An 8,234-nucleotide genomic window follows, 5' to 3' on the forward strand; every position below is an offset into this window, starting at 1 on the left:
AAGAAGGAAGAGTAAATGCAACAGAGTAATATATGAACCAACAAAAGGCAAGTGCGAATGATAACGCTACTTGCCTCATTGTTAAAAATATCAATTTAAATAAACTTACTCAAATCTGGATATCCGCTTACCGCCCATGCTCCATCCACAATTAAGCTAGCACCATTTACGTAGGAAGCATCATCACTTATTAGGAATAATGCCGGTCCTGCCATTTCATCTGGTGCACCTGCACGTCTCATTGGGATACGTTCCATGTACGCTTCATTTATTGCTTCAACATCTGTTAATCCTTTTGTTAGTGGAGTCGAAACCAAACCTGGTAGAATAGCATTTACACGGATATTATGCTGTGCTAATTCTAAGGCAGCATTCTTCGTTAACATCTCTACTCCTGCTTTAGCAGATGAATAAGCTGCTCCATAGAACATTGGAACATGTGCATTCAATGAAGCAACGTTTACAATTGCTCCCCCGCCGTGTTCCTTCATATATTTTGCTTCATGTTTAACGGATAAAAATACACCCTTTAAACAGAGATCAACTGTAAAATCCCAGTCTTCTTCACTTTGGTCTACAATTGCACCTGCTTTAGATGCGCCCGCGACATTAAATGCGTAATCAAGTCCACCAAATGTTTCAACCGTTTTGTTCACTGACTCTTCTATATCACTTTCTTTTGTCACATTGGTAACGCAACCGATTAGATTCCCTTTATGAGTTTCTTCCAGTTCTTTCAGCTTTTCTGCATTTAAATCTGCAACTGCTACTTTTACATTAGATTCTATTAAACGTTGAACAATTGCATAACCAATTCCAGAAGCTCCTCCAGTTACAATCGCGACTTTACCTGATAAGTTTGTCATCTAATACCCTCTCCTTATGTAAAAATGAATTATTAATTACTTGACGGTCTTACTAAAATTTTGGCTTGCTTTTTATCATCAATTAATTGTTTAAAGCCTTCTTCAACAATGTCTTTCAGATCAATTTTCTTTGTGATTACTGGTTTTACATCCAGTCTACCAGTCGCAATCATCTCAATCACTTCCGGAAATACATGTCGGTATGCGAGAGTAGATGTAATATCAGCTGCCTTAAACATAACTTGACCCATATCAATTGCAACAGGTTTTGCATACACAGCTATTGCCATTACTTGTCCACCTTGTCTTACAGAAGCAACAGCACTTGTCATCGTTGGCTGAGCTCCAGCACACTCATAGGCAACACTAACCCCACCGTTTGTCAATCCAAGAATTGTTTCAACAATGTCATCACGCATTCCATCTATAACCGTAGTTGCACCTAGTTCTTTTGCCTTTTCTAAGCGTTCTTGGGACAAATCAACCACTATAATTTGAGTCGCACCAGCTGCTTTAACAGAAAGTAACGTTAATAATCCGATTGGTCCAGCACCAAATATTGCCACAGCATCACCCGGTTTTAGTTTACTTTCTCTAACTGCATAGAAAGAAACCGCAGTTGGTTCAACTAATGCCCCTTCTTCAAACGAAACATTGTCAGGAAGAACATGTACCATATTTTCATCAACGATTACATATTCAGCAAAACCACCATCTCTGTTTAATCCAACAAAGCCTACCTTGCTACACTGATTATAGTAACCTCTTTTACATGCATAGCATTTTCCGCAATAAAGGAGTGGTTCGATTGCAACTCTTTCACCAACTTGATAGCGCGTTACATCATCTGCAACCTCTACAATTGTTCCAGAAAATTCATGACCTAACGTAAGCGGTGGCCTTTGACCACTTATTGGATGCGTTTCCATCGATAAACCATGTAAATACGCATGTAGATCACTTCCGCAAATACCTGCCCACTCTACTTTCACCTTGATTTTTCCTAATGAAATGACTGGTTCTGCTAACTCCTCAACACGTAGGTCTTTTACATCATGCCAAACTGCTGCTTGCATGGTATCCCCTCCCTATTCTTATAAACTACTACTCTTTTAGTATAACCCTTTGATTACTTTTACAAAAGTTAATATAATTAATGTTATATTAAATATTGCTTAAGGAAGTGAAACTATGAATATAGAGCAGTTATCATACATTGTAGAGGTTGCAAAGGTAAAATCGTTGGCAGAGGCTTCGAAAACATTAAATATAAGTCAGTCTGCATTAAGTCAAGCCATTACGAAATTAGAAGCTGAACTCAATCTAAAACTTTTTAATCGTAATCGAGCTGGTGCTATCCCAACAAAGGAAGGCCATATCATTATAGAAAAAGCAAAACAAGCGTTACATGCTATTTATCAAGTTAAAGAGGAAGCGAGAAATCAAATAAACAATAGTAATGATTTACTAAGGATTTCCGTCATACCAGGTTTAACAGGTCCCATCGTAGATACTTATTTAACTTTTAAAAAGGGCGGTTCTACTTTAAAAATAGAAGTAAACGAGAAAGCCAGTATGGAAATAGTAGATGATATACGTAAAGATAAAATTGATATTGGATTTATTGCTATTAATAAATCCAATATTGACTCAATTACCGATCTTCATTTCACTCCGGTTATCATGGGTAAAATCCTAGTTTTCGTTTCTAAACATTCTGCTTTGGCTAAAAACAAAGAGGAAATAACTCCAGATTTATTAAGACAACAAACATTTGTTATTTATAAAGATGAATATGTTGAAGATTTTATAGCAAACTTCCAAAGATTATTTGGTCCAATTGATATTTTCTTTAAAACGACTAATTTAGATGTGATTTATAAAGCGGTTTTAGAACTTGGGGCAATCACCATTGGACATGATATATCTACTAAATTTACGATGAATCATGCCTCTGACCAAATTACAGCACTAAATATTGTAGATTTCATCGACACCACCTTTCGATTTGGTTGGATTAAGAAAAGTGAAAATACACTATCAAAGGAAGCTAATCAGTATATCAAAGAAGTTGATCATGTACTAAATTAGAGTGATTGCAGAAACTTGGCCTATTCCCCCAGTGCAGTTGGTCAGATGGACAGTTCCAGTGTCCAAGGTGGAACAACAGACCTGTCCTCCTGTCCTTAACCTTTCCAATTCACATTTTTCCACAACATCCCATAAACTGATTAAAATGGGGTGATTGATTGAAAAGATGGGTAAAGTTCCTAATATTAGTGTACCTTTCCGTACTATTTTTCGGGAGTTTTTTAGCTGTAGGTGCTTTGTGGGTTGGTGTATTTGAAGAAACATATCCCAAGGTATCAGGTATTGAACCCTTCTTGTATTATTTTTTCGCAGGCGCCATCGGGGGATCCTTAAGGCACCTTTATATGTTTTGTTCGCATTATATGAACGATAAAATCATTGATCCTCGGCACTGGGTGATGTATATTTTCTATCCGCTGTTCGCCACTGGTACGGCTGTCATCGCTGTCAATCTAATTCAAAGCGGCATTTTAATGATCGATTTTGCTGACAATCTTGAAGGCCCATATGCTCAGGTAAGCGTCGCCTTTTTTGTTGGATTTGGCTTTAACCGATTTCTCAAAAAACTAAATGAGATATCAACAGGCTTGTTTGATATGAAAAAACAAGAAAAAAAACATGACTGAGTTTTACAGTCCTGTTCCAATTAAAAGTGGCCGGCGAAGTCGGACCACTTATTTAAATCATATTCCCCACTACATATAGAATTACGATACTCACTAAGACAGTAATATTTGTACACATTGCAATTAACCGGATGCTTTCATTGTTGTATTTAAACTCAAGTGCAAATGGAATGGTCACTGAAGCTACTGGAAGCAGTAGACCGATTATGATGGTGTATCGAAACATATCTTCAAATGGAAGCAGAAGAAATAATATCACCCCAACTAGTAAGCCAGCTCCATATCTGAATGTTAAAAGTTTCAGCATCGGTTTTAAAAATTGTTTTTCAAACTTAAAATTCAAAAAAAACCTAATAGAAGTAAACTCAATGGCATATTGGCAGCAGAGAACGAAATCGCCACTCAATTATCATATCTGGTAATTTGAAATGACTAAAATTTAAAATACTTGCAAAAAGGTACGTCATTAATGGAATGGTTTTCACAAGTCTTTTTAAAATCTCAGTAGGCTTTAGGCTTAATCCTTCTTTTGAAAAAAAGCTTCCTAAAATGGAGGCGATCCCAAAGACGATGATGGATGTCCCCGCGTCAAACATGCTAAAATAGGTTAATCCCTCCATGCCCCACATTGCAAAAACAAGTGGAAATGCGAATAAACCTACATTAAACCCAGAAGACATCATTAAAAAGGAACCCTTAAGCTCTATTTCCTCATTTTTAAAAACGAGCAAGCCTAACGATGAGATAATGATTCCATAAAGAACGATAAAAATTGGAATTAAAATAAGGTTCGTTTCGATTCTACCCGATCAAACGTCACAAGAACTAACGCAGGAAGTGTAATTTTAACAATAATCTAGGAGATCACCTCTCCATCCTGCTCCTTCAAAATAAGAATTCGCTTCAATAATTACCCAATTGCAATAATCATTACAATATAAAGAAATTCCTCATTCATCAAAGCATGCTCCTCTATCAATCTAAAATACTATTCAAGTATACTAGCATGCCAGGATTGAGGGATAGGTCTTAAACCCTTTTAAACGAGAGGGAATGGTCCGTTATCACTATAGTTTTGCTTGGAAATATTGGGATGTATCATCGGTCCTTATTATATTTGAACTGCAATTTGAAATATAAAGGATATTGAACAAAAAAACACCACCTTTTTCATAAATATACCTAAGGAAAAGATGGTAAAGTCTGCTATTATATTTATCAAAATTGTCAACAATTTTTAACTCGATACTTCATATATTCTCTCCATTGGGATGTCGGGGAAACATCTTCCTGCTCATCCCATGGATTTGCAGTAACCCATTTTGAAGACTGAGTCAGAATTTCACTCCAAATTCTTTCAACCTTCTCGTATGATACTTTTTCTAAATTATTAGGTACATCATCAAGTTTCAATTGTTTAATCTCTTTAATAAGGCTAGTTAAACAGCTTTCCATTATGCTTTCACCAAGTAATCTACTGGATTTCGAGGCATCCTCACCAAGTGCTAAACGTCCACCAGAACCTGATTTCTTTTCCAAATCCACTAATTGAAAATTAATCAACTCAGGGCGAATATACATAAGTTGGGAGATTTCATATTTTCCAGCATGATCACCTGTATACTGGTCCTCAACCAACTCTGGGTCACTTTTAACTACAATTTTAATAGGAATAAATTCCATGAATATACGAGCAGCAAGTCGTAAGTCCTCCTGATTTCCTCCACTATGTCCGGTAATTACAACAACCGATTTAAAACCAGCATTAACGAACGCTCTTAATTGGTATAGAAAGAATGATAGAAAAATTCCAGGAGGAACCCCTGTCATATGTGGATTTTCCTCCCCAATATTCTCCTCAAGCCATCTAGCATGATACCCAGTCTCATGAATGTGATAACCCATTGAAGGTGCTACAATCCCACCAATCTGTTTTGCTGCTTGTTCGCATAGCCATTCCGCTTTTATCGTGTCAAGGCCAAATGCGCTTATTTGCCCATGTGGTTCACAAAGTCCTAAAGGTAAATACACAACTGGTAATTCTTCTAGTCTGGCCTTAAATTCAAAAGGGAAAAGTTCAGACCACAAAACTTTAGATCCAGTATTTTGTTTCATATAAGTTCCTCACCCATCTATAATGTCTACGAATTTCTTCAAAAATCTCGTCCGGTAAAGGTGCTTTATCAACGGCAGCAATATTTTCATTTGCATGTCGTGGACTACTCATTGAAATTAGTGCTGAAGTAACCCCTTTATGATGAAGAGCAAATTTTATAGCAAGTTCTGCCAAACTGTCTGCATATTTAGGAACAAAGGCTTCTTTTAGTTTCTCAACACGTTCAATATAGACTTCGCGAGGGATGTAATCAAAATAGTTTTCTCTAAAATCTCCCGGTGCAAAAGTAGTATTCACATTTAGGAAACCCGTCAATCCACCTTCATCAAGTACACAACGTGCTAAAACCGCAACATTGTTTTCTTGGCAAAATGGGATTAAGCAATCAAGTGCTAATGGATCAAAAATGTTATATACCGTTTGAACTGAATCAATTTTTCCACTTTGGACAAGAGAAAGACCTATATCATGCCGCTGATCAGGTAATGATATTCCAATAAATCTAATTTTTCCTTCTTCTTTTAGCTGAAGTAATTCCTCTATCCAATAATCTACTCGATCCCATTGAGGCCAATATTGGTGAAGTTGCATCAAATCAATCGTTTCTACTCCAAGTTCTTTTAATGATATTTCCGTACTTTCTCTTAACCATCCTTTTGGGAATGCCGTTTCTACAGGTATTGGCTGACCCCAACCTAAATTTCCTGGTCCTTTAGATTGTATTTTTGAGGATATAAATGGAGCATCCCCCTTCCACTCTTTTAGGGCCTTACCTAAAATCCGTTCTGACTCTCCATAATTTCGAGCTGTGTCAATAAAATTTACTCCCTGTTCTAAACTATTCAAAACAGAATTAATCATTACTTTTTCATCATAACTATCAAAAACACCCCCCAAGCCCATGGCACCATAGCACAACCTTGAAACTTGAATTCCTGAATTTCCAAACTCGTTATATTTCATTTTTTTTCTCCTTTAAAATGATTCAGTATGCTCGAAGTAGTTTCTTCAAATTATTTGAAGGATTTGAAACTACCTCTGGATCCAACACCACTTGTTTCTCTATTAACATTTCAGCTATTCGAATCTCCTTAGTAATTCTTTGAGTTCCTATCCCGCTTACAGCTTTCAAGAAATTATTCTCTGAAAAATGAAAGAAGATTTTTTCTTCATCTCCTAAATCTCTTACAATCTTCTTCGTGTTATCAGCAAAACCTGCAACCTGTAGAGTTCGATCATATTGATCAGACCAAAACCATGGAATCACTAAGTAAGGAGTGGGGAGATTCACCATATTTTTTGCAGCATGAATTCCTTGTTCCTGCGCATTCCGATATGCTTCTAGCCGTACACGTCGCCCCCCATATAATGGATGTGGAAAAGAACAGCAGTCACCAGCTGCGTTTATATCAGAATCATTAGTCATAAGGTATTTATCTACCTTGATTCCATTTTCTATATCTAAGCCATTTTCTTCCGCTAATGTTGTTTCTGGAATAGCTCCAATTCCCGCAATGACAATATCTGATGAAATGGACTGGCCATCTCCAAGTTCAACTGTAAACTGACCGTCTATTTGGTTAATTTCTTTTAACGATTTACCAATAATAAATTCGACACCTTTTTTAGTGTGTAATGCTTTTACCATATCAGCAATTTCTTCATCGACACCCCTCATTAATATTCTTGGGGCTGCTTCAATAAGTGTGACTTGACAGCCTCTTGTAATTGCACTTGCTGCAACTTCAAGTCCAATAAATCCGCCACCTATGATAACCACATGAGATCCTCGTTTTAAATGATTACGAATCTTTAATGAATCACCTATTGTACGAAGATATAAAATCCCTTCAATTCCAGAACCAGGAATAGTTAATCTTCGAGGTTTTGCCCCAGTACAAAGCAATAATCTTTCATATTTCAGCTTATTTCCATCGGATAATGAAAGAATATGATTCTCGCGATCTAGTGAAGTAGCAGTTACCCCTGACTGGAAATGAATTTTATTTTCATGTAGTTGATTTTCATTTATTATAATAGTCGACATCGGTTTTTCTTCATTTGTAAGAAACTGTTTTGAAAGTGGCGGTCGCTCATAAGGAGGAAACTTTTCATTGCCAATTAGGGTAATGTTTCCATTCCAGCCCTGATTTCTAAGCTCTACAGCAGCTCTTGCTCCCGCTTCACCTCCACCAACAATGACCATTCCATAATCGCTCATGTAATTCTCCTTTTTACGTTGATGATTTTCATTACCAAAAAGGTTTTCTACCTAACATTAGAGAAGTATATAGTGTCTTATATCTGAATATAGACCATACCCTCAGTTACCTTAACGTTATATAGCTTTAATGCAACACATACCGGAGCTCGCTTTGCCTCTCCTGTTGGAATATCGAATCTACCATTATGTTTTGGGCATTCGATGACGTTTCCCATTACTAGTCCATTGGAGAGATGAAATCTTTCATGTGTGCAATACCCATCGGAAGCATAATATTTTCCATCCTCGGTACGGTACACACAATACGTATC

The 8,234-nt window shown here is 36.8% G+C and carries 10 protein-coding genes; 2 read left to right on the plus strand and 8 right to left on the minus strand.

Annotated elements, in window-relative coordinates; translation table 11 throughout:
- Positions 1-95: 95 nt before the first annotated feature.
- Together V7147_RS16910 and V7147_RS16915 are read right to left on the minus strand one after the other, a co-directional pair.
- On the minus strand, positions 96-866 hold the full coding sequence (locus tag V7147_RS16910) for an SDR family NAD(P)-dependent oxidoreductase (protein ID WP_335369005.1): 771 nt from the start codon (positions 864-866) through the stop codon (positions 96-98).
- A gap of 32 nt (positions 867-898) precedes the next feature.
- Positions 899-1,942, minus strand: coding sequence for a 2,3-butanediol dehydrogenase (locus V7147_RS16915; RefSeq protein ID WP_335369006.1), 1,044 nt, complete (start codon positions 1,940-1,942; stop codon positions 899-901).
- A 115-nt stretch (positions 1,943-2,057) separates the two neighbouring features.
- On the opposite strand from V7147_RS16915, the gene V7147_RS16920 reads away from it, so the two are divergent.
- Entirely contained in the window at positions 2,058-2,957 is a 900-nt protein-coding gene (locus V7147_RS16920; RefSeq protein ID WP_335369007.1) for a LysR family transcriptional regulator, read from the plus strand.
- Between the two features lie 158 nt (positions 2,958-3,115).
- Complete coding sequence (locus tag V7147_RS16925) at positions 3,116-3,583, plus strand: hypothetical protein (RefSeq protein ID WP_335369008.1); 468 nt, start codon at positions 3,116-3,118, stop codon at positions 3,581-3,583.
- A gap of 52 nt (positions 3,584-3,635) precedes the next feature.
- Here V7147_RS16925 and V7147_RS16930 read toward each other — a convergent pair whose 3' ends face one another.
- From V7147_RS16930 to V7147_RS16955, 6 genes are all read right to left on the minus strand, one after another.
- A complete protein-coding gene (locus V7147_RS16930) occupies positions 3,636-3,926 on the minus strand; it encodes a hypothetical protein (RefSeq protein ID WP_335369009.1) in 291 nt (96 codons plus the stop codon).
- 22 nt (positions 3,927-3,948) lie between these two features.
- Positions 3,949-4,266 (minus strand): hypothetical protein, encoded by a 318-nt coding sequence (locus V7147_RS16935; RefSeq protein ID WP_335369010.1) that lies wholly within the window; start codon positions 4,264-4,266, stop codon positions 3,949-3,951.
- Positions 4,267-4,810: 544 nt separating this feature from the next.
- The gene (locus tag V7147_RS16940) at positions 4,811-5,698 is read right to left on the minus strand and encodes a creatininase family protein (RefSeq protein ID WP_335369011.1); all 888 of its coding nucleotides are present in this window, start codon (positions 5,696-5,698) and stop codon (positions 4,811-4,813) included.
- Positions 5,676-6,662: an aldo/keto reductase gene (locus V7147_RS16945; RefSeq protein WP_335369012.1), complete on the minus strand. Its 987-nt coding sequence runs from the start codon at positions 6,660-6,662 to the stop codon at positions 5,676-5,678. The genes V7147_RS16940 and V7147_RS16945 overlap by 23 nt, the downstream gene beginning before the upstream one ends.
- A 22-nt stretch (positions 6,663-6,684) precedes the next feature.
- Positions 6,685-7,920: an NAD(P)/FAD-dependent oxidoreductase gene (locus tag V7147_RS16950; protein ID WP_335369013.1), complete on the minus strand. Its 1,236-nt coding sequence runs from the start codon at positions 7,918-7,920 to the stop codon at positions 6,685-6,687.
- 77 nt (positions 7,921-7,997) lie between these two features.
- Positions 7,998-8,234, minus strand: a 237-nt coding sequence (locus tag V7147_RS16955) for a Rieske 2Fe-2S domain-containing protein (protein ID WP_335369014.1), incomplete at its 5' end; no start/stop codon positions are given.

This window comes from Bacillus sp. JJ1521 (genome assembly GCF_036965165.1).
GTDB lineage: Bacteria > Bacillota > Bacilli > Bacillales > Bacillaceae_L > Ferdinandcohnia.